Source organism: Flavobacterium sp. FG68, assembly GCF_057808895.1.
Genome location: NZ_JBMDIY010000015.1, coordinates 1 through 26,542, shown reverse-complemented (window position 1 = coordinate 26,542; position 26,542 = coordinate 1). Strand labels below are relative to the sequence as shown.

At 34.3% G+C, this 26,542-nt stretch carries 20 protein-coding genes; 2 read left to right on the top strand and 18 right to left on the bottom strand.

Annotation, left to right across the window (positions count from 1 at the left end; translation table 11 throughout):
• Position 1 precedes the first annotated feature (1 nt).
• The 13 genes from ACODSB_RS11195 to ACODSB_RS11135 form a co-directional block, all read right to left on the bottom strand.
• Complete coding sequence (locus tag ACODSB_RS11195) at positions 2-748, bottom strand: hypothetical protein (RefSeq protein ID WP_488937108.1); 747 nt, start codon at positions 746-748, stop codon at positions 2-4.
• A gap of 699 nt (positions 749-1,447) precedes the next feature.
• Positions 1,448-2,164: a response regulator transcription factor gene (locus ACODSB_RS11190; RefSeq protein ID WP_012025443.1), complete on the bottom strand. Its 717-nt coding sequence runs from the start codon at positions 2,162-2,164 to the stop codon at positions 1,448-1,450.
• A gap of 3 nt (positions 2,165-2,167) precedes the next feature.
• Positions 2,168-3,754, bottom strand: coding sequence for a sensor histidine kinase (locus ACODSB_RS11185; protein ID WP_053472145.1), 1,587 nt, complete (start codon positions 3,752-3,754; stop codon positions 2,168-2,170).
• Positions 3,755-3,813: 59 nt separating this feature from the next.
• Complete coding sequence (gene coaE / locus ACODSB_RS11180) at positions 3,814-4,410, bottom strand: dephospho-CoA kinase (protein ID WP_488937107.1); 597 nt, start codon at positions 4,408-4,410, stop codon at positions 3,814-3,816.
• Between the two features lies 1 nt (position 4,411).
• Positions 4,412-5,410 (bottom strand): glycosyltransferase family 2 protein, encoded by a 999-nt coding sequence (locus tag ACODSB_RS11175; RefSeq protein WP_488937106.1) that lies wholly within the window; start codon positions 5,408-5,410, stop codon positions 4,412-4,414.
• A 120-nt stretch (positions 5,411-5,530) separates the two neighbouring features.
• On the bottom strand, positions 5,531-6,721 hold the full coding sequence (fabV, locus tag ACODSB_RS11170; RefSeq protein WP_488937105.1) for an enoyl-ACP reductase FabV: 1,191 nt from the start codon (positions 6,719-6,721) through the stop codon (positions 5,531-5,533).
• Positions 6,722-6,821: 100 nt separating this feature from the next.
• The gene (gene recN, locus ACODSB_RS11165; protein ID WP_488937104.1) at positions 6,822-8,474 is read right to left on the bottom strand and encodes a DNA repair protein RecN; all 1,653 of its coding nucleotides are present in this window, start codon (positions 8,472-8,474) and stop codon (positions 6,822-6,824) included.
• A gap of 54 nt (positions 8,475-8,528) precedes the next feature.
• Positions 8,529-9,419, bottom strand: coding sequence for a type IX secretion system protein PorD (gene porD / locus ACODSB_RS11160; protein WP_488937103.1), 891 nt, complete (start codon positions 9,417-9,419; stop codon positions 8,529-8,531).
• Positions 9,420-9,488: 69 nt separating this feature from the next.
• Positions 9,489-10,703: a bifunctional phosphopantothenoylcysteine decarboxylase/phosphopantothenate--cysteine ligase CoaBC gene (gene coaBC / locus ACODSB_RS11155; RefSeq protein ID WP_488937102.1), complete on the bottom strand. Its 1,215-nt coding sequence runs from the start codon at positions 10,701-10,703 to the stop codon at positions 9,489-9,491.
• Between the two features lie 9 nt (positions 10,704-10,712).
• Positions 10,713-11,030: a DNA-directed RNA polymerase subunit omega gene (locus ACODSB_RS11150; protein ID WP_007807938.1), complete on the bottom strand. Its 318-nt coding sequence runs from the start codon at positions 11,028-11,030 to the stop codon at positions 10,713-10,715.
• A 9-nt stretch (positions 11,031-11,039) separates the two neighbouring features.
• Positions 11,040-11,834: an outer membrane protein assembly factor BamD gene (locus tag ACODSB_RS11145; protein WP_053472138.1), complete on the bottom strand. Its 795-nt coding sequence runs from the start codon at positions 11,832-11,834 to the stop codon at positions 11,040-11,042.
• A gap of 139 nt (positions 11,835-11,973) precedes the next feature.
• Positions 11,974-12,855: a 4-hydroxy-tetrahydrodipicolinate synthase gene (gene dapA / locus ACODSB_RS11140; protein ID WP_488937101.1), complete on the bottom strand. Its 882-nt coding sequence runs from the start codon at positions 12,853-12,855 to the stop codon at positions 11,974-11,976.
• 15 nt (positions 12,856-12,870) lie between these two features.
• Positions 12,871-13,383, bottom strand: a complete 513-nt coding sequence (locus ACODSB_RS11135; RefSeq protein ID WP_488937100.1) for a DUF6913 domain-containing protein — start codon at positions 13,381-13,383, stop codon at positions 12,871-12,873.
• A gap of 46 nt (positions 13,384-13,429) precedes the next feature.
• Between ACODSB_RS11135 and ACODSB_RS11130 the strand changes: the two genes are divergently transcribed.
• Both ACODSB_RS11130 and ACODSB_RS11125 read left to right on the top strand, forming a co-directional pair.
• Complete coding sequence (locus tag ACODSB_RS11130) at positions 13,430-14,209, top strand: 5'-nucleotidase C-terminal domain-containing protein (RefSeq protein WP_488937099.1); 780 nt, start codon at positions 13,430-13,432, stop codon at positions 14,207-14,209.
• A 135-nt stretch (positions 14,210-14,344) separates the two neighbouring features.
• Positions 14,345-15,256: a bifunctional metallophosphatase/5'-nucleotidase gene (locus tag ACODSB_RS11125; RefSeq protein WP_180856991.1), complete on the top strand. Its 912-nt coding sequence runs from the start codon at positions 14,345-14,347 to the stop codon at positions 15,254-15,256.
• On the opposite strand, the gene ACODSB_RS11120 is transcribed toward ACODSB_RS11125, so the two are convergent.
• The 5 genes from ACODSB_RS11120 to ACODSB_RS11100 form a co-directional block, all read right to left on the bottom strand.
• Complete coding sequence (locus ACODSB_RS11120) at positions 15,242-15,937, bottom strand: hypothetical protein (RefSeq protein ID WP_488937098.1); 696 nt, start codon at positions 15,935-15,937, stop codon at positions 15,242-15,244. The genes ACODSB_RS11125 and ACODSB_RS11120 overlap by 15 nt on opposite strands.
• Positions 15,927-17,930: an NAD-dependent DNA ligase LigA gene (gene ligA / locus ACODSB_RS11115; protein ID WP_488937097.1), complete on the bottom strand. Its 2,004-nt coding sequence runs from the start codon at positions 17,928-17,930 to the stop codon at positions 15,927-15,929. Before ligA ends, ACODSB_RS11120 begins: the two co-directional genes overlap by 11 nt.
• Positions 17,931-18,177: 247 nt before the next feature.
• Positions 18,178-20,115 (bottom strand): OmpA family protein, encoded by a 1,938-nt coding sequence (locus ACODSB_RS11110; protein WP_488937096.1) that lies wholly within the window; start codon positions 20,113-20,115, stop codon positions 18,178-18,180.
• An 11-nt stretch (positions 20,116-20,126) separates the two neighbouring features.
• Positions 20,127-21,059: a PorP/SprF family type IX secretion system membrane protein gene (locus ACODSB_RS11105; RefSeq protein WP_053472130.1), complete on the bottom strand. Its 933-nt coding sequence runs from the start codon at positions 21,057-21,059 to the stop codon at positions 20,127-20,129.
• 44 nt (positions 21,060-21,103) lie between these two features.
• On the bottom strand, positions 21,104-26,542 hold a 5,439-nt coding region (locus ACODSB_RS11100; protein ID WP_488937095.1), incomplete at its 5' end, for an Ig-like domain-containing protein.

Below are 26,542 nucleotides of genomic sequence, written 5' to 3'. Positions count from 1 at the left end.
TTTATATCATTTCGTCTACATATTGTTGATACAATAAATGCCGACTTTTATTTTTAATTGGGTTTAACTCTCTCGGATTTTTATAATCATAATATCCCGAATAACGAGAGTAACCATCTACTAACTTGTTTATTTTATTTCTCAAATTAAGATTAACAATATAATTATCAAGAAGCTGGATTTCACTTTCTAAATCTGAATCGACCATTATAGTATGCGTTATCATATAAGGGCTAACGCGAAGTACATATCTCCAAGACTCATTAAACATATAATGAATTCTATGCCGCTTGAAATTGCTGCACCAGCGTTCTCGCTTATAAAAATGTGCTTTTTCTTTTTCTGTCAATTCTAATTTTGAGCTTCTCCACTCCCATTCCGAAAATTCCTTTACAGTTTGAATCTTTTCAACATAAACATTTCTTCTTTTTCTCTTTTTCTTTCTTTTAAAAGATTTTTCAGAGGAAAACTGCCATGTGTTTATTTTTTCCAATAGTGATCTGTAAAATGAAGATTCATTTGATCTTGCAACATCTTCTCTCAGTACAAAACTGCGCTGCCATCCCTTTTGATAAGGATTTTCAAGCGGAACCAATGGTAAATTATTTTGTTTTTTCCAAAGATCCTTTTGTTGCTTTCTTAACTGAATTAAATGTTTTTCAAAATCTTCTTTTGCTAATCTTTTTTTCCTTCTTTTACTTTTAAAACGAGTACACAAAGCATACTCATCTACCGTATAATTTTCCATTAAAAAATTATAGTGTATTAAATTAACAGCCTAATAGGCTTAAACATTTTATCCTTGACGGACAAATAAATAAAATCGGTTTTTCGGGAAAATTTTGAAGTGTCTAGAATAAAAAAAGCCCGAAACTAAATGTCTTCGGGCTTTTTTATATATCTAAAAATGTATTTCTAAGATTGAAATAAGCCACGAAGAAGTGCTGCACCAAATCCGTTTGGTGTGAAGCTTTGTGATGTCAATGTAAGTACAAACATTTTTCTTCGTTTTTAAAGGGTTATTATTTTTTTCGTCTGCAAATATTCAGAATTGTTTTTTGATTTTCCAAATTATTTTTCAGAAAAGTCGTGTGAAAAATATTTCCGGCATTAAATTCCTCAACAAATAAGAAGTTATTGTCTTAAAAATGAAGATAATAACTTATATAGAAATAAAATTAAAATTTTTAATATTTCATGTAATGTTTGTCATTTCGACTGAAAGGAGAAATCGCACATGTATATCGACAAAGATTGGCGATTCTCTTTGCGTAGACGCACTGCTGTGCGTCTCTACGATATACGTTATCTATAAATCAATCAGAATTTTAATGTAGAGATGCCCTGCAGTGCATCTAACCAAAGATTGGCAACATTTAATTTTCTTTCTAAACATAAAAAAAGCCCTGATTTCTCAGAGCTTTTATATTGTTTTTAGGTGAATTCGTTATTCAGAAACTTTGCTTTTCACAACTAATCTGAAACCTTCTCCGTGAATGTTAAGAATCTCAACATCTTCATCAGATTTAAGGTATTTTCTAAGTTTAGCGATGTAAACATCCATACTTCTTGAAGTAAAGTAGTTGTCATCTCTCCAGATTTTAGTCAAAGCTAATTCTCTTGGCATTAAGTCATTTTCATGAAGAATTAACATTTTAAGCAATTCATTCTCTTTTGGAGACAATTTGATTGGCTCTTCATCCTGGAAAGTCAAGAATCTAAGTTTTGAGTTTAAGTGGAATTTACCAATATTAAATTCAAATTGTACTTGTTCTGCTTTTGTATCAGCTGATTTTCTTTGAATAATCGCTTTGATTTTCATCAATAAAACTTCTGAATCAAAAGGTTTATTTAAATAATCGTCAGCACCAGCTTTGTATCCTTTTAACACATCTTCTTTCATAGATTTTGCTGTCAAGAAGATAATTGGCACTTCGCTGTTCTTTTCTCTAATTTCTTTTGCTAAAGTATACCCATCTTTATAAGGCATCATTACATCAAGAATACATAAATCGTAAACGTCTTTCTTGAATTTCTCGAAACCTTCCATACCGTTTTTAGCTAAAGTAACTTCAAAGTCATTTAACATTAGATAATCTTTAAGAACCGCCCCAAAATTTAGGTCATCTTCTACTAAAAGTATTCTTTTGTTAGTATTTTCCATATTTTAATTTATTAATGGTATTTTTATAATAAAGGTGCTACCTTTTCCTTTTTCGCTTTCAACATATACTTGACCATTATGGTCCTCTACAATTCTTTTTACGTACGCAAGACCTAAGCCGTGCCCTTTTACATTATGAAGGTCTCCAGTATGTTCTCTATAGAACTTCTCAAACACTCGTTTTTGAGCTATCTTACTCATTCCCAAACCATGATCTCTTACTTTTATCAAAATCATGTCTTTTACATTTTCTGTAAAAATTTCAATTTCAGGAGTATCAGGTGAATATTTTATGGCATTCTCTAAAATATTAACCAGAACGTTTGTAAAATGAACTTCATTGATCAAACAAGTCGTTCTTGCTGCGTTATAATGTTTTACTACCGTACCTTTTCTATCTTCTAAAATCAAATTTACATGCTCAATTGCATCGTCAATTACATCAGTTACAACAGTTGGTTCTTTAGTGATATCAAGTTCACGTTTTTCTAGTTTAGAAATACGTAAAACGTTTTCAACCTGGGCATGCATTCTTTTATTTTCATCCCTAATCATTTGAAGATATCTATAGACTTTGTCTTTATCTTCAATAATTTTAGGGTTTCTAATCGCATCAAGTGCTAAATTTATTGTCGCAATTGGAGTTTTAAACTCGTGCGTCATATTATTTATAAAATCTGTTTTGATTTCAGAAATATGTTTCTGACGCAACAATTGATTTAAGGCACTTGTGTATGCAACTATTATAATTAATGTAAAAACTATTGATAAAATAGTAATACTTAATAATTCTGATAGTAAAAATTTCTTTTTATGAGGAAATGTAACTGACAATTCATATCTGCTATTTCCTTCGTTATCAGTATATATCGGAATATTATAAGTTGCTTCTTTATCGTAGTGAAATCCATCCGATTTAATTTTGGTTGGAACACCACTGCTATAAATTCCAAATTCAAATTTGGTTTTAACTCCGTATTCTTGTAATTCTTTCTTTAAAAGCTTAGAAAGTTTATCTTTAGTAATTCTACCTTCAATTGGAGTTAAGGACGCAATATCTTTATACTGAATTTGCTGCTGAACTTTATTTAAAATATCTAAACTTCCTGATTTTTCAATTGTAAGGTCTGGTATTATACTTTGACCTAAATTGTTATTATCAATTCCGTTATTGTTATTATAAACTTCGGTTACTCTTTTAGAGCTGAAATTCTTAAATCGCTCACTGCTGAATTTTTTATTAAAAAACGATCCGCTTATATCGTAATCTTCAGAAGTCAGTGTATTAGAATAAACAATTGTTTTATTTGTTTTTGCATTTCTCTGCACATAAAACACTTGAAGTAAGTCCTCTTTTTTGGGAATTTTACCTGTGCTGTCTTTTATGCGGTTGTATTTATCGTAAAAACTGTATTCTTCCTGCTGTTCAAGCTTGTCTGCTACATTTCCGATAACTTGGGTAACGTGGTATTTAAACTGCTCTTCATTATTTTTAAATGAAGAGTTAAACCAAAATACCTGCACTAGAATTATCCCTATTAAGGACAAACTCATCAGTAAAACAAGTATTCTAAAAAATAATTTATTCATCGAAACAAAATTAATATTTTAACAATATACTAAATAATACATTAACCAAATATTAACATTTAAGACTGTTTTTGTTTTATTTTCAAAATTTTAAGAATTTCAACTACTTCTTCTTTAGCAATTTTAAGATTACTGTTATTAATAACAAAATTGCTCAAAGAAATTCGTTTTTTATCATCCCACTGCATTTTCATTCTGCTTAAAACATGTTCGCGTGTTGTATTATCACGCTTCATCACTCTTTCAATTCTTAATTCTTCTGGAGCAGTAACGGTAACTATATAATCAAATTCTTTGTATTTTCCGCTTTCAAATAAAATGGCAGCTTCGTAAACTACAAAAGGTTCGTTTTTATTTTGAGAGAGCCAAAATTGAAAATCCTTTTTTACTGCAGGATGTACAATCGAATTTAAAACTGCTAATTTATCTGCATCATTAAAAACAATATCAGCTAATTTTGCCCGGTTTAAAACATTATTTTCAAAGAGCGATTCTCCAAAAGCATTTTTTATTGCAGCAATAATTTCTGCCGACTGCATTATCTTTTTAGCTTCATCATCTGCGATGTAAACAGGAATTCCCATTTCCTTAAAAAAAGCAGTGATTGTTGTTTTACCGCTTCCTATTCCGCCGGTCAAGCCGATAATTTTTGTCATATTATATCTTAAAAAACATACGAGGAAAAGCTTCTTGTGGTTTCTTCTTTAATAAAATGACTTTTACAAAAGATTCCAAAAATCCTGTTCCGTAACCGTAAAATTGTTTCCAAACAGCAATAACCGATAAATACCCAATTTTGATACTTTTATTTTGAATACTTGCTGTAAGAAAAATAATAACGAAATATACAAAATATAATTGTAATAAAATATCAATATTGAAAATTAATAGTAAAAAAGCTATCAATAAACCTACGATAAATACGGTTGGAAAGAAGAAAGTAAGCTTATTATGTTCTGGATACCAACTGTTTAATATTGGTCTTGCTATGCCGAATTTTTTTACCTGAATGGAGAATTTTTCCCAGTCAATTCTACGTTTGTGATACACAAAAGCCTCAGAAAACAGTCTGGTTTCAAATCCTAAGTTCCATAAACGGATCGATAAGTCGGGATCTTCGCCGGGATGAATGTTTCCAAAGCCTTTTGACGCTTCAAAAGCTTTCTTCGAAATTCCCATATTAAAACTTCTTGGCTGGAATTTATTAATTTTTTCAGAACCGCCGCGAATTCCACCTGTCGTAAGAAAAGAGGTCATGGCAAAATTGATTGCTTTTTGAATGTTCGAAAAGCTTTTCAAGGCTTTATCCGGCCCGCCAAAACAGTCCACATATTTTTCATCTAAAGCTTTACGAACTTCAGTTAAATAATTGGGAGGAATAATACAATCTGAATCAAAAATGATAAAATAATCCCCTCTCGCCTTTTCCATTCCAAAATTTCTGGAATCGCCGGGACCAGAATTTGGTTTAAAATAATATGAGATATTCAATTTCCCATCATAGTTCATTACAACATCTTTACAAGGAATCGATGATCCGTCTTCAACCAGAACAATTTCAAAAGGTTCGTTGTAATCAGATTTTGTAAGACTTTCTAAAAGTTCATCAACTTCGTCCGGACGATTATACACGGGTATAATTAAAGAAAAAATCATAGCGGGAATGCGGTTTTAAGTGGAATATTTTAAAAATTTAAAATTTCAGCAAAGATAGGTTATATTCATAAAAAAACCACCAACTTTTGGTTGATGGTTTTTACTGTAAGATTTATGTTTTTATTTGATACTGTCAATATTAACTACTTCATTAGCTTCTGCTTTGTAGTCAACTCCGTCAAATTCAAATCCAAATAAATTTAAGAAATCATTTCTGTAACCTGCTAAGTCTCCAATAGCCGGTAACGTTTCTGTTGTTGCTTCTTTCCAAAGTTCAGCAACTTTTGCCTGAACATCATCACGCATTTCCCAGTCATCAATTCTAATTCTTCCTTTTTCATCAACAGGAACTTCAGAACCGTTGTATAATCTATCCTGGAATAAACGCTGAATCTGCTCGATACATCCTTCGTGAATACCTTCTTCTTTCATGATTTTGTATAAAAGAGAAATATATAACGGAATAACTGGAATTGCAGAACTTGCTTGTGTAACTAATGCTTTGTTTACAGAAACGTAAGCTTTCCCTCCAATAGATTTTAAGTTATCTGTGATAGTGAATGCTGTAGCTTCTAAATGGTCTTTTGCACGACCAATTGTTCCTTTACGGTAAACTGCTTCTGTTAATGCTGGCCCAATATAAGAATAAGCTACTGTTGCAGCACCTTCTGCCAATAAATTTTCATTTTTTAAAGCATCGATCCACATTGCCCAGTCTTCACCTCCCATTACAGCAACTGTGTTTTCAATATCTTCCTCGTTTGCAGGAGCGATTGAAACCTCAGTTACGTTTCCTGTATGAAAATCAACTGTTTTGTTTGTAAATGTCTGTCCGATTGGTTTTAAAACTGAACGGTGTGTAACTCCTGTATTAGGATTTGTACGCACTGGAGAAGCTAAACTGTAAATTACAAGATCTACTTGTCCTAAATCAGCTTTTATTAAATCTAATGTTTCTCTTTTTATTTCATTTGAAAAAGCATCTCCGTTGATACTTTTTGCATATAGACCTGCTTTATGAGCTTCAGCTTCAAAAGCTGCAGAATTATACCATCCTGGTGAAGCTGTTTTTCCTTCAACTGGCGGTTTTTCGAAAAATACTCCAATTGTAGCAGCATCAAATCCAAAAGCACTTGTGATTCTTGAAGCTAATCCGAAACCTGTTGAAGCACCAATAACTAATACTTTTTTTGCTCCGGCAATTGCACCTTTTGATTTGATATATTCAATTTGATTTTTAACGTTTTGCTCAGCTCCCTTTGGGTGGGCAGTCAAACAAATAAATCCTCTCATTCTAGGTTCTATAATCATACTCTTTTTATTTACTCATAAATTAATCATTATCAAGATAAATGACAACTTATGCCTGTTTTGTTTAATTATTTTTCGATGACAAATATAAAGTATTTCTTTAGTTCAACAAGGCTTTGGCGTGATTTAAAGCCGAATCTGAAACGACTGCTCCTGATAACATTTGAGCAATTTCTATAACTCTTTCGTCCTGAGACAGTAACTTTAATTCTGACTGTGTATGATCACCTACTGTTGCTTTAGAAACTTTAAAGTGCGAATCGCCTTTTGCTGCAATCTGCGGTAAATGCGTAATCGCAAAAATCTGCATTTTGGCACTCATTTCTTTCATAATCTCACCCATTCTAATGGCAATTTCTCCCGAAACTCCGGTGTCAATTTCATCAAAAATTAAGGTTGGTAATTTTGAATACTGCGCTAAAATTGCTTTTACTGCCAGCATAATACGTGACATTTCCCCGCCTGAAGCCACTTTTTTCAATAAACCAAAATCAGTTCCTTTATTGGCTGAAAACAAGAACTGTAATTCATCTTTTCCGTTTTGGAAATAGGTTTCTGATGACAGAAGTTCCATATTAAAACGAACATTTGGCATTCCTAATGTTTCTAAAATCGATATTAACTGATTTGATAAAACCGGAATTGCATTTATTCTGTTTTGATGAATTGTTGCTGCAAAAGCATCTAATTCTGCTGCTTTTTCTTCGATTGATTTAGATAAGTTTTCGATTTCTTCCTCAATATTATCTAATTCTAAAAGTGTATTTCCTAAATCGGCCTGAATTTGAAGTAATTCGTCTACAGAATTAACATGGTGTTTCTTTTGCAGATTAAAAATTAACTGCAATTTTTGACTTACTAATTCTAATTGCTCCGGATCGTTTAATAATTTTTCTGAAGCATTTTGTAATTCTTTTGAAACATCATCAAATTCAATTGAAATACTGGTGATTCGTTCAAATAAGTTTTGATATTCTGCTGAAAACGGCGCAATCTTTTGTAGTGCGTTTTTAATTTCATTAAGATTATGAAATACACCAAATTGCTCTTCGTTTGCAATTACAAGCGATTTATCAATTGATTCTTTGATAATTTCGACGTTATTCAGTTTTTCAAAATCAGCTTCTAATTCTGCCTGTTCTCCAGATTTTAATTTAGCCGAAACCAATTCGTTCAATAAAAAAGTATTGTACTCCTGCTCTTTTCCTGAATCGCTTTGTTTTTTTAGTAAAGCATTTAATTTTGATTTCTCTGATTTATAAAGTTTTAATAGATTTTGATACGTTAGAATAGTATCAAAATTATTTGCAATAGCGTCAATTATTTTGAATTGAACCGTTTCATCAGACAATTCCTGAGTTTGCTGCTGCGAATGTATATCTATTAAAAAAAGACTCAAATCCTGCAATTCCTGAAGATTTACAGGACTGTCGTTTATAAAAGCTCTTGATTTTCCCGAAGGTAAAATTTCACGTCTAATTATGGTTTCATCTTCATAATCGAGATCATTTTCTGCAAAAAAATCTTTTAAGTTGTATTTAGAAATTTCAAAATGCGCTTCAATAACACATTTTTCTTCTTTGTTTTTTAATGAAGTTAAATCGGCTCTTTTTCCTAAAACGAGTCCAATCGCTCCTAATATAATCGATTTTCCTGCTCCTGTTTCACCAGTAATTATAGAAAAACCTTTTGAAAAATCAATAGAAAGCTTTTCAATCAGAGCATAATTTTTAATCGATAGTGAAGTTATCATAAAGGGGAATTATAAAAATAAAGTGCTACGAAGAAAGGAAAAAAAATTAAGTTTTTAAAACTTAATTTGCGACCATTTTGAATTATTTAAAGGTGAAACCCTATTCAAAATATCTGTTAAGTCCGTAACAGGAATACTTGGGCCTCCGGAAAAAATAGAAACTATCTCATCTGATTTTGCATCAAAAAATACACGGGTCAAAAATGCATTAGGTCTTACTGAATTTACTTTTCCAATAAGCAATAAAGAAGATTTTACTTTTTCTTTTGCTGCTTTTAAATCATTGCTCATCGTATCTAAGCCTGTATGATACAAAAAGGTGGTCTGACGTAAATCAGCATACATAGGAGAAAGCATATCTGTTATTAAATAATAACGGTTTTGAAGCCCGTCTGTCTGGCTCCAACCTCTAAATCCACCTTGCTGTGCAACGCTTGCAATGTTTTGAGCTGTTTCAAAATACTGATTTCCGGCGCCGCTTTGAAACGTATCAGCATCCATACCTAAAATTATGTAACTGTAAAAAGATACTACAGATACTAAATTTGATTCAAAAACAGTTGGATTAAACAATAATGGCTCGTACTCTGTGTATCTAAAATTAAAGTCTTTGTCATTAAAATTCAGAACAGGTGAAGAATAAGTCGAATTGTAAATTAATCTTGAAGACTGTACCTGAATAGTTCCTGTAAACTGGTCAGAACTATACGATGACAATGTAATATACATGGAGCAATTAATTCTTTCATGCTGTTTTAAGGCAGATCCAGTTCCTGTCCAGTCTGTTTTGTTTACAAACTCAGATAAAGAAGTCTGCAGCGTTTTAAAAACCTGCTGATTTGGTGTAGGAAGCCTTTCAGTATTGATAGTTACTGTACAATTTAGCTGCTGCGCCTGAGTAAAGCCAAAAATAAAAAATACGAAAAGTGTAACTATTTTGTTCATACAAATAAAATTTTATTATCAGCAAAAATAGAACAACTATTCTTACTTTTTATAAAATATTTTAAATCTTTATGATTTTGAAAAATGTGAAATCACTTTGTTTAAAATATCGACTGCTACAAATTCTTTCGATTTTAATTCCATAGGTTCGATATTAAAGTTTTTATCAATAAATGTTACTTTATTGGTTTCTTTTTTAAAACCGGCACCTTCATCCTGCAAAGAATTTAGAACTATCAAATCTAAGTTTTTTTTCTGGATTTTCAGCTTAGCATTTTCAATTTCATTTTCGGTTTCAAGGGCAAAGCCTATTAAAAACTGATTCTTTTTAATAGCTCCTAAAGAGGATAAGATATCTTTTGTTTTCTCTAATTCAATCGAAAACTCACTTGCATTTTTCTTAATCTTTTGTAACGCAACCTCTTTTGGTTTGTAATCTGCTACGGCCGCTGCTGCGATTGCCGCATCAGAATCATCATAATGTTTGTGGCAGGCGTCGTACATTTCCTGAGCCGACATTATATTTATAACTTCAATCGAAGGATTTTTAGCTTTATAATGTGTTGGCCCTGAAACTAAAACAACCTGTGCTCCAAGATTTGCTGCCGCATTTGCAATATCAAATCCCATTTTTCCAGAAGAATGATTTCCTATAAAACGTACGGGATCTATTGCTTCGTATGTTGGACCTGCAGTTATTAGTATTTTTTTTCCTTTAAGGGGTAATTTGCTTTCTAAATCTGCTTCAAGAAAAGCTACGATATTTTCCGGCTCAGCCATTCGGCCTTCTCCGGATAAACCGCTTGCTAATTCGCCTTTTTCAGCTGGAATAATAATGTTTCCAAATTGTTTTAAGGCATTAAAACTAGAAATTGTAGAGGGATGTTTGTACATATCCAAGTCCATTGCCGGAGCAAAATAAACAGGACATTTAGCCGATAAGTATGTTGCAATTAAAAGATTATCGCAATTTCCTGTGGCCATTTTAGACATTGTATTTGCTGTTGCAGGAGCAATCAGCATCAAATCTGCCCAAAGACCTAATTCAACGTGATTATTCCATACCGCATCTTCATTGTCATCGTTAAAGAAACTGGAATGTACAGGATTTTTTGATAAGGTAGATAATGTAAGCGGGGTTATAAAATCCTTAGAAGCAGGTGTCATTATCACTTGGACATGTGCACCTGCTTTTATAAAAAGTCGTACTAATGAGGCTGTTTTATACGCTGCAATTCCACCGGAAACTCCCAGTAAAATCTTTTTTCCGTTTAAAACTGACATTATACTATATTATTTGTTTGAACCTCTGTGGTAAGTTTTTCCGTCTAACCATTCCTGAACAGCTAAAGCGTGTGGTTTTGGTAATTTTTCGTAAAATTTAGAAACTTCGATTTGTTCTTTATTTTCAAAAACTTCTTCAAGACTGTCATTGTAAGTAGCAAACTCTTCTAATTTCTCAGTTAATTCTTTTTTAATTTCAGAATTAATCTGGTTTGCTCTTTTAGCCATAATGGTAATTGCTTCATACACATTTCCTGTTGGCTCTTCAATAACTGTTTTATTGTAAGTTATTGTGTTAACAGGAGCATTCGTCTTTTTTAAATCCATGACTTATTTTTATTTAGTATATTTTTGTAAATCCGTTTCAACTCTGGCATTCATTTCGTCTGCCTCTTTTTTATATTTTGTATCGCTTTTAAACTTAATTAAGTTTGCATAAGCTGTTTTTGCAATATTTAAACGTTCTTCCATTTTTGAAGGAACACTGTTTATTGCTAACTTATATGCTGAATCATATTTGTAAAACAAAGCGTCTTCTTTGAAAGGAGTTCCCGGAAAATCAGCTATAAAATTATCAAAAGCTACAAGAGCTGATTTATAATCTGAAATTGTGTTGTATCCTTTAGCATTTTCGTATGCTTTTTTCTCTAATTTTCCATTCAAAACCTGCACCGTTTTATTTGCCTCAGGTATATATTCTGAATTTGGATAATTATCAATAAATGCTTGTAATTTTTCTAAAGCTTTTACGGTATCAGCCTGATCTAAACTGTAAACCGGAGATAATTTTGAATAACTATAAGCTCCTAAATAAGCACATTCCTGTACTTTTTCGCTTCGTGGATATCCTGAAACAAAACTTTCAAACTGGTATCCTGCCAGATAATATTGTTTTGTTTTGTAATAAGACTGTGAAAACATATAAAAAAGTTTTTCAGCCTGAGGTTTACCTCTATATGTTGGCGCTAATTGTTCAAAAAGACGAATGGCTTTATTATACTTGCCAGCTTCGTACATTTTTGTCGCCACTTCAAACTTTGCTGCAACATCTTCATTTTTTAATGCCTTTTGGTAATCACTACAAGAACAAAAAAGGGCTACAACAATTAATAGAGATACTATTTTTTTCATTTATTTACTTTTATTATGATTTTCTTAGACATTATGCCAAAGTAAAAATCACACCGAAGCTTTCGGGTGCAAATTTAGTCATTAATTTAGCGACTGCAAAATAATTTTTTAGTATCTTATAATACTAACACTTTAACAATTATTTAATGCTATTTTTTACAAACTCATTTAATCTTGCTGCTAAAGCGTCATCTACAGAAACCAAAGGTAATCGCACCACATTTTCAGCAATACCAAGGGCTTGAAAGATTTGTTTTATTCCGGCAGGGTTTCCCTGTTCGAAAATCATATCAATACAATCTGCTAAAAAGTATTGTGTTTTAAACGCTTCAACTGCTTTCTTATTCAATCCTAAGCGAATCATTTCTGAAAATTCTTTTGGAAAACCTTGTCCAATTACTGAAATTACACCTGCTCCACCCGCTAAAACGATAGGCAAAGCAATCATATCGTCTCCGGAAATTACCAGAAAATCTTTTGGTGCATCTTTTATAAGTTTTAGTGCCTGAGCCATATCTCCTGCTGCTTCTTTTATTGCTACGATATTTTTAAAATCATTAGCTAAACGAACAACTGTCGACGGAAGCATATTGCTTGATGTTCTTCCCGGAACGTTGTATAATATTACAGGAATTGGAGATGCTTCTGCAATTGCTTTAAAGTGCTGGTAAATTCCTTCCTGTGTTGGTTTATTATAATATGGTGAAACTGAAAGTATGGCTTCAAAAGCAGAAAAATCTCTTGTTTTTAATTCTTCAACAATCTGCATGGTGTTATTTCCTCCAACTCCAAGAACTAATGGCAGTCTTCCTTTATTAACATCAATTACGGTGCTGATAACTAACTCTTTTTCTTCTAATGTTAAGGTAGCATTTTCTGCTGTTGTTCCCATTACAACAAGATATTCAACTCCTCCGTCAATCGAAAAGTTAACGACACGCTGCAACGCTTCGATATCTACTGAAAAGTCTTTTTTAAATGGGGTTACAAGCGCAACACCAGTTCCTATTAATGATTGCATATTTTGATTTATATTTTATTTTATACTTTTTAAATACTTAAACAATTCTGAAATGAAAAGTTTATACTCTGCTATTGTAGTGTTAATCATCCAGCGATTTAATTTATCATCGACGGAAGAAAATCCTACTTTAAATTTTGCTTTTGATTTACTTGTGATCATCATTAAAACGGGAGTCTCCTCTTCATAATAACTAATCAAAAGATCAAATTCTGTATCTGTAAATTCATTTAAAAAAACTTCTGTAACCTGTCCTTTCCAATCGATATGTTTTTTACCAAAAGTTGGTCTTGAGTACTCTTTTTTCTTGTCGAATTTACGTCTGTACGCAACAATTTTTATGTTTTTTGGAGCAATTCCATTTGCTTCAAGTTCTTTTATTAACTCTTTAGATTGGCGAAAATTACTCTCATCAACCAGCAAGCCAATGGTTTGTATATTGCTTGTAAAAACTTCGTTTTTGATAGTTTTTAAGTTATTTTTTAATGATTTTTTTACAAAAAATTCTCTTGTATAATCTAAAAACATAGTACTTTTACGAATTACAAAATTAATTATTTAAGCCGCATTTAAAATGGTAAAACTAAAAAAGTATAACCGATTTTTAAAACTTTTTGTTATATTCTTAACACTAACTACAATATTTTCTTGCAGCCCCAAGAATTATAATTTAACGAAGATAGAAGGAAAACAGATTCCGGTTGCAGAAAATAGCGCACAAACTCCAGAAATTGAGAAATTTATCAAACCTTATCGCGATCATATTAATAAGGATTTAGACAGCGTTTTAGCCTATTGTCCTGAAACTCTTGATAAAAGTACAGGAAAATGGCAGACTTCTATTGGAAATTTATTGGCCGATGTCTGCTTAGAAAGAGGCAATAAAGTTTTTAAAACTCGTGAAAACAAAAGTATCGATATCTGCTTTTTAAATCATGGCGGTATCAGGGCAATTTTACCTAAAGGAAATGTTACAACGAGATCTGCTTTTGAAATTATGCCTTTTGAAAATAATATGGTTGTTCTCGCTTTAAAAGGGGAACAGATTTTAGAAATTACATCTTATATAATAAGAGAGAAAAAACCGCATCCTTTGTCTGGTATGACTTTTACTATTGCAAAAGATAATACGGCAAAAAACATCCTGATTCAGGGAAAACCGCTTGATGTAAATAAAACGTATTATGTTGCTACAAATGATTATTTGGCAAATGGAGGTGACAACATGAGTTTCTTTGCAAAAAATATTCAGAAATATGATTTGAATTATAAACTTAGAAATGTTTTAATTGATTATTTCAAGGAAGTTGATACGATTCCGGTTACTAAGGATATCAGAATTACAGAAGAATAAAAAAGTTTGCCACTAATTACACTAATTTACACAAATTTTAAGTGCTTAAAAAGAAAATTTAATTCGTGGAAATTCGTGAAATTCGTGGCTAAAGAAAACATCAAAATATAAAGTTCCCCGCAAAAAATATACAAAATGAAAAGAAGAGAATTTATCGAAAAAACAGCTGCAAGTACTGCCTTATTAAGTTTAGGATTGTCATTGAGCAGTTTTGGCACTGACGATATAAAACACTTAACTATTCTGCATACAAACGATGTTCACAGTCATATAGATCCGTTTCCGGCTGATGATCCGCGTAACCCAAATAAAGGCGGCGTGTCTCGTCGTGCGGCGCTTATTGAAACGATTCGCAGAGAAAATCCAAATGTTCTTTTGTTAGATGCGGGTGATATCTTTCAGGGAACTCCGTATTTTAATTATTACGGGGGTGAATTGGAATTCAAACTGATGAGTATGATGAAATATGATGCATCGACTATTGGAAATCATGATTTCGACAATGGTCTTGATGGTTTGTATGCTCAAATGCCTCATGCAACTTTTGAATTTATAAATTCTAATTACGATTTTAAAAATACCGTAATGAACGGTTTGGTGAAACCGTATAAAATCTTTAATAAAAACGGAATTAAGGTTGGTGTTTTTGGTGTAGGAATTGAACTTCAGGGTTTGGTTGATAAACAACTTTATAAAGAAACTGTTTATAATGATCCTGTTGAAATTGCTCAGGATATGACACGTTTGTTAAAACAAGAAGAAAAATGCGATTTAGTAATTTGTCTTTCGCATCTTGGATATAAATATAAAGATGAACCTTCGAAAATTTCTGATTTAAAATTTGCGGAACTTACGCAGGATATTGATTTAATTATTGGCGGACATACGCACACTTTTCTTGACAAACCTACCATTGTAAAAAACAAAACCGGAAAAGAGGTATTGGTTAATCAGGTTGGCTGTTACGGAATCAATTTAGGCCGTATCGATTTTTATTTTGATAAGGATAAAGCGCACAGCAATCAAGCGAGATCAATTATTGTATAAGGCTCTTTTATGCATTTTTATTTTTTCGAGGAAATATTCGACCATAAAGTAGTAGGCTAAAATTTGTGTTATATCACGAATTAAAACTAAAACAACGGAGTGCGAAAAGTATTCGTTGAAAATGTAGAATATATCTGAAAATATATAACTTACTGCCATTAATGACATTAAAAGGGTTATAAATGTGCCTTTTGTAATATAACTTACAAAGGAGAAATAGCTTATATAACTGAGAATTATTCCGTAGATGATATAGATGTAATCGAACTTTTTTGTGTTGTCAAATTTCATACTGAGTACTGAAATGAGCAGGTAAACAATAAAAATTATGACTAAGGATATTGGTAAAATATCCTTTTTTTGTAGTTTGATTTTTTCGTGTTCTACTATAAAAAGCTTCATGATTAGGGCGTAGACGACAAGAAAACTTATTACGGCTCCAATTTCTGAAACCTCAACATCCATAAGGTCAAAAACCTGGCCTATAAAGCAAAATACAAAAATAAAGCTTTCTGTTTTCTTGATTTTGAATTCACTGCTTATTAAAAAATAAATAAAAATGGCAGGCAAAACTATTGCCTTTGCATAAATGGCAAGGAAGTCTTGTTCTGTCCAATCAAAAATAATTGTAAACAGCAGCGCCAGGAAGAATAAAATTAACGATGGTTTATTAGCCTTCATTCAGTTTAGTTATAAAATCATCTTCAGATAGTATAGGAATATTCAATTTATTTGCTTTTTCTAATTTAGCCGGTCCCATGTTATCTCCCGCCACGACAAAGTCGGTTTTTGCAGAAATCGAACTTCCTACTTTTCCACCGTTATCTTCAATTGTCTTTTTTAAATCGTCTCTCGAAAATTGGCTGAAAACTCCTGAAACAACAAAAGTTTTTCCAATAAATTTCTCGGTAGCATTTGGGTTTATTCTTTCTACGGTTTCAAATTGAACTCCATAACTTTTAAGACGTTCAATTATGATTTTATTTTCTTCGTTTTCAAAAAATTCTATTACGCTTTTGGCAATTCTTTCTCCAATTTCATCTACCAGAATTAAATCCATTAAAGAGGCCTGACTTAAAGCGTCGATATTTTTATAATGTTTAGCCAGTTTTTTGGCTACGGTTTCTCCAACAAAACGAATTCCGAGTGCAAACAGTACACTTTCAAATGGAATTTCTTTTGATTTTTCTACTCCTTTTACCAAATTTTCGGCTGATTTTTGCGCCATTCTTTCCAGATGCAAAATATCTTCCACTTTCAATTCGTATAAATCGGCGTAATTGTGAACTAGATTATTCTTGAAGAGCAGCGCTACTGTTTCTCCACCAAGTCCTTCGATATCCATTGCTTTTCTCGAAATGTAATGCTGCACTCTTCCGATAATCTGCGGTGGACAGCCGTAAAAATTCGGGCAGTAATGATTTGCTTCTCCGGCATTTCGAACCAATTCGGTCTGACATTCCGGACAATGCGTTATGTAGTGTGTTATTTCTGAATTTTCTGGACGTTTCTCTAAATCTACAGCGATAATTTTAGGGATAATCTCTCCTCCTTTTTCAACAAAAACGGTATCATTTATTCTGATATCCAGTTTTTCAATTTGGTCTGCATTATGTAGAGAGGCTCTTTTTACAATAGTTCCGGCCAATTGAACTGGCTCCAAATTTGCCACGGGAGTAATCGCTCCTGTACGCCCAACCTGATACGATATTGATTTTAATTTGGTTGAAACCTGCTCTGATTTGAATTTATAGGCGATTGCCCAGCGTGGTGATTTTGCTGTATATCCTAATTCTTCCTGAGAGTGTATGCTGTTTACTTTGATTACAACACCGTCTGTTTCATACGGTAATTGATGACGATGTACATCCCAATAATCAATAAAGTCGAAAACTTCCTGCATGTTATTGACTAACTTGGCTTCGTTTGGTACTTTGAATCCCCATTTTCTGGCCGATTCTAATCCTTCGTATTGGGTTTTAAACGGAAGGTTATTTCCTGTTACAAAATACAGTAAACATTCGAGCGGACGTTTTGCAACCTCAGCGCTGTCTTGTAGTTTTAAACTTCCCGATGCTGTGTTTCTTGGGTTTGAATAGGGAGTTTCACCAATTTCGATCAATTCCTGATTCATTTTTTCGAATCCTGCATGCGGCAGAATAATTTCTCCCCGAATGTCAAATTTTTCAGGGTAATCTCCTTTTAATTTGATTGGAATTGACTTGATTGTTTTGATGTTATTGGTCACCTCATCTCCCTGAAAACCGTCACCGCGCGTTAACGCCTGAACTAGTTTTCCGTTTTCATAAGAGATACTGATTGAAGCTCCGTCGTATTTTAATTCGCAGGTATATTGCAGGTTTACATTTCCCAGTACGCGTTGAATTCTGTTTTCCCAATCGATTAAATCTTCTTTCGAATAGGAATTATCAAGAGAATACATTCTGTATTGATGCGCAATAGTTTTGAAGTTTTTTGTTACGGCCCCGCCTACTCTTTGCGTTGGCGAATCTTCATCAAAAAACTCAGGGTGTTTATTTTCTAAATCCTGAAGCTGCTTTAGTTTAATATCAAAATCGTAATCAGAAATTGTGGCGTTATCTAACACATAGTAGTTGTAATTGTGTTGATTAAGTTCGTCTCTTAAGGTTTGAATGGTTTCCTGAATACTCATAAAATACTAAAATAATGCTGATTTTGATTTGAAATAAATGAATATCAAAATTAGGATTATTTTTGTTCAAATAACATTAAACACAAAAGTTTTATAAAATCAAAAATCAGGCTGCAAAAATTTGCGGCCTGATTTTCTCCTTGTCCATTATTCTTAAAAAAGAATTTTAAAAAACCAACTTCCAAATGGTTTCTACGTTCTATACCTTAAAATCTGATTATCAATAAATTAGATCGCAAATATAGTACTATTTTTGAATAATGATGAAATCGGAGCGTCTGTTTAACAAATGTTCTTCTTCAGTACATTTCACTCCATTTTTGCATTTATTGATTAATCGGGTTTCACCGTAACCAATGGCACTTTCGATTCTTGAAGCATCAATTCCCTGAGAGATAATATAATCTCTTGTTGATTTTGCTCTGTTATCTGAAAGTTTTAAATTATAAGCATCTTTCCCTCTTGAATCTGTATGTGATTCAATTTTGATTCTGATGTTTGGAAATTTCTGCATGATGAAAACTACTTTTGTCAATTCTTCGACTGCCAAAGGTGTAATGTCGTATTTGTCGTAGTCAAAGTAAATTGGGTTAACATCTACTTTTTCAACACCTTTCTTTTTCACCACTAAATCGTCATAATTGCTAAGTTCAAAATTGATATTTGGAATTTCACCTTCGTTTTCCTTTGTAGTTTCTACGGTTTTTTCGTCGCTGCTGTAATTTGGTTTGGCAGCAATCATGTTAACCAATTTATTACATGGAACCACAATGGCATATTTTCCTTCGTAGTTTGTTTTGGTTTCACCTAAAACTTCTTTAAAAGAATTGTAAGCCATAACAGTTACATCTGATAATGGAAGTTTAGATTTTCTGTCAATGGCAATTCCCGAAATACTTTGGTTACAAACTGGTTTTCCTTTTACAAAAGAATAAATATCATCGTCGCCTTTTCCTCCAGCTCTGTTTGAGGAAACATATCCGTAACTGTCTGACTTATCTACGATATAAGCAAAATCGTCTTTGTTACTGTTTATTGGAGCGCCAAGATTTCTTGGTGTTGTAAAAGTTCCGTCTGACAAAAATTTACTTTCGTAAACATCTAAATCTCCTAAACCATAATGCCCATCTGAAGAAAAATAAAGCATTCCGTTTCTGTAATAAGGAAAAAGGTCATTACCAATTGTATTGATTTTTGGTCCCAAATTGAGCGGCGTGCTCATTGTTCCGTCATCTGAAATTTTTACCACATACAAATCGGTTTCACCAAATCCGCCCGGCATATCTGATGCGAAGAAAAGCCATTTTCCGTCATCGCTTAAAGAAGGATGCCCAACAGAATAATCATCGCTGCTAAAGAATACGTTTTGCGGATTTTCTAATTTATTATCTACAACATCTCCTTTAACAATTTGAAAATTATTGACTTTATCGCCGTCAACAACTAATTTGTTTTTCTTTAAAATATTTGTTGTATAATAAATTGTTTTTCCTGCTGCATCAAATGTCGCTGTTGCTTCATGGTATTTGCTCATTACGTTTGGTATAAACAAACTTTCATTGAAGAGGCTTCCATCTGCAGGATTTCTTTCGGAAACATATAAATTCAGGAATGGCTGATTGTTCCAGGTGTATAGTTTTTCGCTAAACTTGGTTGTATCTCTTGCCGATGTAAAGACAATTTTTTCCTGAAAAAATGTGGTTCCAAAGTCAGATTTACCGGTATTGATATCCAGATTTTTAATTTGATACAGTGGTTTTGCTTTCGCTAAACTATCAAGCTGCTTTTTCTGGGCAACATAACGGTCTATTTCCTTTTGATCTCCTTTTTTATCCAGATATTCCTTTGTTACTCTATCTGCTTCATCATAATCCATGACTGCTTTCATGGTTTGAATGTATCTTAGATAGTAAATATCAGTTAGGTTATTACCCTGTGCTTCGTATAATTTTCTATACCATTTTAGGGCATTTCGTGCATCAGAAATAAAATAATACGAGTCTCCGGCATTTTTTAATGTTTGTGTCGACGGACTTTTAATATTCTGTAATATTTCTTCGTAAGCCTTTGATGCATCTGTATAGGAATAATTTCTAAACAAAGCATCTGCTTTCTTTAAATTAGTCTTTTGAGCAAAACTAAACGTAATGCTCAAGACTAAACTTAGGATATATAATTTTTTCATATGTTTTGTTTTTAGAAGAATCGAGGAGATTTAATTTTGCTTTGTCCTTTGTTGAATGAATAACGTAAGATGAATTCGTGTGTTCCATCGTTGTATTTATTCAATTGACTTGTGGTGTAATCAAAAGCATAACCTAGATAAAAACTAGGTGATATTTGAAAACCTGCCAGAATACTTACAGAATCGTCTGTTCTGTATGATCCTCCAATAACAAATTTCTCAGCAATCATAAAATTCGCCGATACGTCAGCAGTTATCGGTGCCCCGCTTACTGCTTTTACTAAAAATGCTGGTTTGAACTTTAAATTTGGGTTCAAATCAAAAACATATCCTCCCATTAAATAATAATGTAAACGATCGTAATCTATCGATTCCTGTACATCATCATAATAATTGTTTTCAATAAAACTTGGAATAGAGAATCCTAAATACCATTTTTCTGTGTAATAGTAAATTCCGGCTCCTACTGCTAGTTTCATTTGATTGTCTATATTTTGGTTTAGGAGAACATCATTATCATTATAATATCTTCCTTTTGACCAATCTATATTTAGCATTCTCATACCTGCTTTTATACCAAATGCTAATCTTTTTTCGTACCCAAGAGGTAATGAATAAGAGAAGTTTCCGTCAAGGTATAATTCATTTGAAGGACCAATTTTGTCGTTAACAACACTCAATCCTAAACCGATTTTTTCATTTGAAAGCGGTCCGTGAATGGAAAACGATTGTGTTTCTGGTGCTCCTGAAATTCCTACCCATTGTGAACGGTGTAAAAGTGTGGCTTCGAGAGTGCCGGTAGATCCGGCATAAGCCGGATTTACCGCCATTGTATTATACATATACTGCGTATATTGAGGATCTTGTTGTGCACTGACGCAAACTGTAATAAAAGAACATATTAAAATGAAATACGTTTCTAATGGTTTTATATATAGTTTCATAACGATACTTATTTAGTTTAATTAATTAGATGATTAATAGAATGTTATCTCATTATTGATAGCCATCCTTTTTTAACCGTTCCATCTCCAATGGTAATCACATAAAAATAAGTACCTGTTGGCAGCATATCTCCTCTATTAACTACTCCGGATACATTTGCAGTTCCGTCCCAATCGTTCTCATAGTGTGCTTTGCTGTACACTAATGCACCATATCTGTTAAAAACTTTTAACTCGTTGTTAGGGAATGTTTCGATACAATCAATTCTAAACAAGTCATTAGCTCCGTCATTATTTGGTGTAAACTCATTGTAAACTGTTAAACAAATTGGCTCAACCGAAGCTGAAGCTGAATTGTTTGTTGCATCGACATCTAAAGGAGTTGAGTTTTCGATAGTAGCAACATTTAAGTAGTTTCCGCTTGAAAGTACTTCTGCAACTATTGTTAACGTTACACTTTGTCCTGCAGGAAGTGTTGGAATTGTCCAAAGTCCTGTTGCCGGATTAAATGTTCCTGTTGATGTATTAGAGCTAACTAAATTATATCCTGTTGGTAATAAATCACTAACAAGTGTATTGATGAAACTTCCTTCGCCAACATTGTTTACTGTTATCGTAAATGTTACGTTGTCTCCAAAATTTGGCGTTGGATTATCAACCACATTCGTAATTGTTAAATCAGAACATGTTGCTACTGTTACGTTTAGGAATTTTGTTGTGGTTTCGTCACAAGTATTTGTGTAAGTAACCTCAACTCTTCCCGGTCCAATATCTGACCATGAGATTGTTGCAGATCCGTCTGCAGTTCCTCCGCCAGAAGTAATTGTTCCGTTTGTAACTGACCATACATAATTTGATTTTCCATTTGCAATTGAATAGGTTACTCCCTGGAAAACACATGGTGTGTCGTCTGTAGTTGTAAGCTGTACTAAAGCATCATTTTCAAAGGCAATTGTAATACCCAATCTTGTCGCGCTTTCACACCCGTTTGTTGTGTTACTAAGTGCAGCAGCATAATACGTACCGACTGTTAGTAACGTTCCTGCCGGTAGTGGTGTTCCTCCTGTTGCAGTAGCGTAGAATACAACGTTTGGTTCGTTAACTAAAATGTTGGCTAATGTTGGCAGTTTAGATAAACAGAACGTTTGTGTTGTATTTGGCGTTGTAATGATACCCGGAGTATTTACATTTACCGCAACTGCTAATCTCGCTGGATTTTCACAATTTATTGCACTTGATACAGCTCCATAATATGTTCCTGTTGCTAAAGCTGTTGTGGCTGGCAATGCTGTTCCGCCTGTAGCAGAAGTATACCAGATCACATTTGCTTCGTTTACCTGAATATTAGCAACTGTTGGTGCATTTATTGAACAGAAATCTTGTGTAGCATCTGTTGTAGTTGGCGTTGGGCTCGGATCTGTTACTGTTACTGTAACTTGTAAACGAGTTGAGCTTTCACAACCTGTTGCCGGATCTACAATATTTCCATAGTAAATACCTGATGTTAAGGCTGTAGTTGCCGGAATTGCTGTTCCGCCAGTTGCAGAGCTAAACCATGTTACGTTGCTTTCGTTTACCTGAATGCTTGCAATTGTTGGTGAAGCTGTTGAACAGAAGCTTTGCGCAGCGTTATTCGTTGTTGGATTAATTGTGTTTCCAACTGTAACTGCAACTAATAACCTCACGCTGCTTTCGCATCCTGTTATCGGATCCTGAATCGCTCCATAATAATTACCTGTTGCCAAAGCTGTTGTTGCAGGAATTGCTGTTCCGCCTGTGGCAGTTGTATACCAAACTACATTTGTTTCATTTACCTGAATATTAGCAACTATAGGTGCGTTTCCAGAACAGAAAGTCTGTGTAGCATCTGTAGTTGTTGGTGTAGCAGGATCAGTTACTGTAACTGCAACTGCTAATCTTACTGCACTTTGACAATTTGTTGCCGGATCTAAAATGGCAGCATAATAAGTTCCATTTGTCAAAGCAGTTGTAGCTGGAATCGCTGTTCCCCCTGTTGCTGTACTGTACCAAACAATATTTGATTCATTTACCTGAATATTGGCAAAAGTTGGTGCATTAACTAAACAGAAATCTTGTGTTGTATCTGTAGTAGTTGGTGTTCCCGGATCAGTCACGCTTACGGCAACTGCTAATCTAACACTGCTTTCGCAGTTTGTTGTTGGATTTAGAATTGAAGCATAATATGTTCCTGTTGCTAAAGCTGTTGTTGCTGGAACTGCTGTTCCGCCTGTGGCAGCTGTATACCAAACTATTGTGCCTGCCGCTGGTGTGTTAACCTGAATATTTGCAACTGTTGGCGCATCAATTAAACAGAAGTCTTGTGATGCATCTGTAGTAGTTGGTGTTCCCGGATCTGTTACACTTACTGCAACTGCTAATCTAACATTGCTTTCACAGTTTGTTGCTGGATCTAATATTGAAGCGTAATATGTTCCTGTTACCAATGCTGTTGTTGCTGGAACTGCTGTTCCGCCTGTAGCAGCTGTGTACCAAACTATTGTTCCTACCGCTGGTGTGTTCACCTGAATATTGGCAACAGTTGGTGCATCAACTAAACAGAAATCTTGTGTGGCATCTGTAGTGGTTGGTGTTCCCGGATCTGTTACACTTACTGCAACTGCTAATCTAACACTGCTTTCGCAATTTGTTGCTGAATTTAGAATTGAAGCATAATATGTTCCTGTTGCTAAAGCTGTTGTTGCTGGAACTGCTGTTCCGCCTGTAGCAGCTGTGTACCAAACTATGGTTCCAACGGCTGGTGTGTTTACCTGAATGTTAGCAACGGTTGGTGCATTAACTAAACAGAAATCCTGAGTTGCATCTGTAGTGGTTGGTGTTCCCGGATCAGTCACGCTTACTGCAACAGCTAATCTTACCGCACTTTCACAATTTGTTGTTCCGTTAAAAATTGATGCATAATAAGTACCTGTAGTCAAAGCTGTCGTAGAAGCGATTGCTGTTCCACCTGTGGCAGCTGTATACCAAACTATTGTGCCTACCGCTGGTGTGTTTACCTGAATATTAGCAACTGTTGGCGCATCAACTAAACAGAAGTCTTGTGTTGCATCTGTTGTAGTTGGTGTTCCCGGATCAGTTACACTTACTGCTATTGCTAATCTAACATTGCTTTCGCAGTTTGTTGTCGGATCTAGTATTGAAGCATAGTAGTTTCCTGTTACTAATGCTGTTGTAGCTGGAATCGCTGTTCCGCCTGTAGCAGCTGTATACCAAACTATTGTGCCTGTTGCTGGTGTATTCACCTGAATATTGGCAACAGTTGGCGCATCAACTAAACAGAAGTCTTGTGTAGCATCTGTTGTGGTTGGTGTTCCCGGATCTGTTACACTTACAGCAACTGCTAATCTAACATTGCTTTCGCAGTTTGTTGCTGGATTTAAAATGGCAGCATAATAAGTTCCAGTTGTTAAAGCAGTTGTTATAGGAATTGCTGTTCCGCCTGTTGCTGTACTGTACCAAACTATATTAGTTTCATTAACTTGAATATTGGCAACTGTCGGAGCGTCAACTAAACAGAAATCCTGAGTGGCATCTGTTGTGGTTGGTGTTCCCGGATCAGTTACACTTACTGCAACTGCTAATCTAACATTGCTTTCGCAGTTTGTTGCTGGATTTAGAATTGAAGCGTAATATGTTCCAGTTGCTAATGCTGTTGTAGCTGGAATCGCTGTTCCGCCTGTAGCAGCTGTGTACCAAACTATTGTTCCTACCGCTGGTGTGTTAACCTGAATATTAGCAACTGTTGGTGCGTCAACTAAACAGAAATCTTGTGTTGCATCTGTAGTTGTTGGTGTTCCAGGATCGGTTACACTTACTGCAACTGCTAATCTTACGCTGCTTTCGCAGTTGGTTGTTGGATTTAGAATTGAAGCGTAATATGTTCCTGTTACTAATGCTGTTGTAGTTGGAATTGCTGTTCCGCCTGTGGCAGCTGTGTACCAAACTATTGTTCCAACGGCTGGTGTATTTACCTGAATGTCGGCAACTGTTGGTGCATCAACTAAACAGAAATCTTGTGTCGCATCTGTTGTAGTTGGTGTTCCCGGATCAGTTACGCTTACTGCAATCGCTAATCTAACATTACTTTCGCAGTTTGTTGCTGGATTTAGAATCGAAGCATAATAGTTTCCTGTCACTAATGCTGTGGTAGCTGGAATCGCTGTTCCGCCTGTTGCAGCTGTGTACCAAACTATTGTTCCTACTGCTGGTGTGTTAACCTGAATATCGGCAACTGTCGGAGCATCAATTAAACAGAAATCTTGTGTTGCATCTGTTGTGGTTGGTGTTCCCGGATCAGTTACACTTACTGCAACTGCTAATCTAACATTGCTTTCGCAGTTTGTTGTTGGATTTAGAATTGAAGCGTAATAATTTCCTGTTACTAATGCTGTTGTAGCTGGAATTGCTGTTCCGCCTGTCGCAGCTGTGTACCAAACTATTGTTCCTACTGCCGGTGTATTTATCTGAATATCGGCAACGGTTGGAGCATCAATTAAACAGAAATCTTGTGTTGCATCTGTTGTTGTTGGAGTTCCAGGATCAGTTACGCTTACTGCAACTGCTAATCTAACATTGCTTTCACAATTTGTTGTTGGATTTAGAATTGAAGCGTAATATGTTCCTGTCACTAAAGCTGTTGTTGATGGAACCGCTGTTCCGCCTGTTGCAGCTGTGTACCAAACTATTGTTCCAACGGCTGGTGTGTTTACTTGAATATTAGCAACGGTTGGAGCATCAACTAAACAGAAGTCTTGTGTGGCATCTGTTGTTGTTGGTGTTCCCGGGTCAGTTACACTTACTGCAACTGCTAATCTAACACTGCTTTCGCAATTTGTTGTTGGATTTAGAATTGAAGCGTAATAAGTTCCTGTCACTAAAGCTGTGGTAGTTGGAATTGCTGTTCCGCCTGTGGCAGCTGTGTACCAAACTATTGTTCCTACCGCTGGTGTGTTCACCTGAATGTCGGCAACTGTTGGCGCATCAACTAAACAGAAATCTTGTGTTGCATCTGTTGTAGTTGGTGTTCCCGGATCGGTTACACTTACTGCAACTGCTAATCTAACATTGCTTTCACAGTTTGTTGTTGGATTTAGAATTGAAGCATAGTAGTTTCCTGTTACTAATGCTGTTGTAGCTGGAATTGCTGTTCCGCCTGTCGCAGCTGTGTACCAAACTATTGTTCCTACTGCCGGTGTATTTATCTGAATATCGGCAACGGTTGGCGCATCAATTAAACAGAAATCTTGTGTTGCATCTGTTGTGGTTGGAGTTCCCGGATCAGTTACGCTTACTGCAACTGCTAATCTAACATTGCTTTCACAATTTGTTGTTGGATTTAGAATTGAAGCGTAATATGTTCCTGTCACTAAAGCTGTTGTTGATGGAACCACTGTTCCGCCTGTTGCAGCTGTGTACCAAACTATTGTTCCAACGGCTGGTGTGTT

What these genes read in the sequence shown, in the direction of transcription:
- ACODSB_RS11135 (WP_488937100.1), bottom strand. Translation starts at nt 13,383, where the DNA reads ATGTTTTTAGATTATACAAGAGAATTTTTTGTAAAAAAATCATTAAAA.
- ACODSB_RS11125 (WP_180856991.1), top strand. Translation starts at nt 14,345, where the DNA reads ATGAAAAGAAGAGAATTTATCGAAAAAACAGCTGCAAGTACTGCCTTA.
- recN (WP_488937104.1), bottom strand. Translation starts at nt 8,474, where the DNA reads ATGATAACTTCACTATCGATTAAAAATTATGCTCTGATTGAAAAGCTT.
- coaE (WP_488937107.1), bottom strand. Translation starts at nt 4,410, where the DNA reads ATGACAAAAATTATCGGCTTGACCGGCGGAATAGGAAGCGGTAAAACA.
- ACODSB_RS11150 (WP_007807938.1), bottom strand. Translation starts at nt 11,030, where the DNA reads ATGGATTTAAAAAAGACGAATGCTCCTGTTAACACAATAACTTACAAT.
- ACODSB_RS11105 (WP_053472130.1), bottom strand. Translation starts at nt 21,059, where the DNA reads ATGAAACTATATATAAAACCATTAGAAACGTATTTCATTTTAATATGT.
- ACODSB_RS11145 (WP_053472138.1), bottom strand. Translation starts at nt 11,834, where the DNA reads ATGAAAAAAATAGTATCTCTATTAATTGTTGTAGCCCTTTTTTGTTCT.
- ligA (WP_488937097.1), bottom strand. Translation starts at nt 17,930, where the DNA reads ATGAGTATTCAGGAAACCATTCAAACCTTAAGAGACGAACTTAATCAA.
- fabV (WP_488937105.1), bottom strand. Translation starts at nt 6,721, where the DNA reads ATGATTATAGAACCTAGAATGAGAGGATTTATTTGTTTGACTGCCCAC.
- porD (WP_488937103.1), bottom strand. Translation starts at nt 9,419, where the DNA reads ATGAACAAAATAGTTACACTTTTCGTATTTTTTATTTTTGGCTTTACT.
- ACODSB_RS11120 (WP_488937098.1), bottom strand. Translation starts at nt 15,937, where the DNA reads ATGAAGGCTAATAAACCATCGTTAATTTTATTCTTCCTGGCGCTGCTG.
- coaBC (WP_488937102.1), bottom strand. Translation starts at nt 10,703, where the DNA reads ATGTCAGTTTTAAACGGAAAAAAGATTTTACTGGGAGTTTCCGGTGGA.
- ACODSB_RS11190 (WP_012025443.1), bottom strand. Translation starts at nt 2,164, where the DNA reads ATGGAAAATACTAACAAAAGAATACTTTTAGTAGAAGATGACCTAAAT.
- ACODSB_RS11175 (WP_488937106.1), bottom strand. Translation starts at nt 5,410, where the DNA reads ATGATTTTTTCTTTAATTATACCCGTGTATAATCGTCCGGACGAAGTT.
- ACODSB_RS11195 (WP_488937108.1), bottom strand. Translation starts at nt 748, where the DNA reads ATGGAAAATTATACGGTAGATGAGTATGCTTTGTGTACTCGTTTTAAA.
- ACODSB_RS11110 (WP_488937096.1), bottom strand. Translation starts at nt 20,115, where the DNA reads ATGAAAAAATTATATATCCTAAGTTTAGTCTTGAGCATTACGTTTAGT.
- dapA (WP_488937101.1), bottom strand. Translation starts at nt 12,855, where the DNA reads ATGCAATCATTAATAGGAACTGGTGTTGCGCTTGTAACCCCATTTAAA.
- ACODSB_RS11130 (WP_488937099.1), top strand. Translation starts at nt 13,430, where the DNA reads ATGGTAAAACTAAAAAAGTATAACCGATTTTTAAAACTTTTTGTTATA.
- ACODSB_RS11185 (WP_053472145.1), bottom strand. Translation starts at nt 3,754, where the DNA reads ATGAATAAATTATTTTTTAGAATACTTGTTTTACTGATGAGTTTGTCC.